Source organism: Sphingomonas sp. CCH9-F2 (genome assembly GCF_001556735.1).
GTDB classification, from domain to species: Bacteria; Pseudomonadota; Alphaproteobacteria; order Sphingomonadales; family Sphingomonadaceae; genus Sphingomonas; species Sphingomonas ginsenosidimutans.
In genome coordinates this window covers 1-1010 of the sequence record NZ_LSJO01000052.1, presented here as the reverse complement: position 1 = coordinate 1010, position 1010 = coordinate 1, and the positions used below count along the sequence as shown (strand labels likewise).

Annotated in this window: 2 protein-coding genes and 1 pseudogene; 1 reads left to right on the top strand and 2 read right to left on the bottom strand. The window is 72.5% G+C overall.

Annotated features, from left to right (window positions below):
* Positions 1 to 166 precede the first annotated feature (166 nt).
* Together AX685_RS01435 and AX685_RS22190 are read right to left on the bottom strand one after the other, a co-directional pair.
* The gene (locus tag AX685_RS01435; protein ID WP_066484582.1) at positions 167 to 466 is read right to left on the bottom strand and encodes a hypothetical protein; all 300 of its coding nucleotides are present in this window, start codon (positions 464 to 466) and stop codon (positions 167 to 169) included.
* The gene (locus tag AX685_RS22190) at positions 463 to 639 is read right to left on the bottom strand and encodes a hypothetical protein (protein ID WP_197418439.1); all 177 of its coding nucleotides are present in this window, start codon (positions 637 to 639) and stop codon (positions 463 to 465) included. The genes AX685_RS01435 and AX685_RS22190 overlap by 4 nt, the downstream gene beginning before the upstream one ends.
* A gap of 86 nt (positions 640 to 725) precedes the next feature.
* Here AX685_RS22190 and AX685_RS01430 point away from each other — a divergent pair.
* Positions 726 to 1010: pseudogene (locus AX685_RS01430) on the top strand (S24 family peptidase); the annotation flags it as partial.

The following is a 1010-nucleotide window of genomic DNA, read 5'->3' as shown; positions in this document are numbered from 1 at the left end:
GCCGCTGGCGCAGGAATCGCTCGCCTCGCTGGTCGACCGGCTGGAACGCGGCGCCGCGCGGCGCGCGCTGCCGTCGGCACGGCCCGCGCAGGCCGCAGCCCATCTGGCGACGCTGGACGACACGCTCCAGCGGTTGCGGCGTCTCGCCGCCGGTTGACGGCGCGCCTTATCCGGTCGCGACGGTCAGCCCCTCGATCCGCAGGTGTGTGATCGCGCCGGCGCGATCGCACTGTGCCAGTTTCAGGTCGGCCAGCAGGTGCCCCGGCATCTCCAGGTCGTGGGTCGCGACCTGTTCCAGCCAGCGGTCGAGCGGTTCGCCCGAGGGGGCGGAGGCGACCAGTTCGTGGCGCTCCCCCGCGAAGGTCGCGCTGTGCCATGCGACGCGGCGGTGCCGCTCCACCGACAGCATTGTGCCGGCCAGCGCGGCGGAGCGCGCCAGCGCGCGATCGAACGGCGCGGGCCTCACTGCTTGCGCGCCTTGATGATCGCCTCCACTCGCGCGCGTACCCGCGGCCCCGGCTCGCGCCCGCGGCGCATGTCCAGCGCCAGCCGCGGATCGTTGACCGCCCGCCGTCCGAAGGTAGTCGCGGCGACCCCGGTGCGCCGCAGATAGCGTTCGATATCCCATAACAACGACATGGCCGACTCCCAAATCCAACTGTGTTCTTGAAATGTTCTGCATTTTCCAACTTGTCGAGGAAATTTCCTGCGCGTAAGGTGCGCGGGTGAGCGACACTCCACAGCAGGCGCTGGAGCAGGCGGCGCGCGCGCGCGGCGTCAGCCTGTCGGCGTTGTCGCGGATGCTGGGGCGCAACGTGGCGTATCTGCAGCAGTTCGTCGGGCGCGGTTCGCCGCGGCGGTTGCCGGAGCGGGAACGCCGGTTGCTCGCCGATTTCCTGGGGCTGGACGAACGCGCGCTGGGTGCGCCGGAGCCGGTCGCGGCGGACGTGCTGGTGCCGCGCCGCGCGGTCGCCGCCGCGGCGGGGGCGGGGCGCGAACCGGCGGACGAA

Excerpts from the sequence above, each read along its gene's own strand:
- AX685_RS22190 (WP_197418439.1), bottom strand. The coding sequence starts at position 639 with ATGTCGTTGTTATGGGATATCGAACGCTATCTGCGGCGCACCGGGGTC.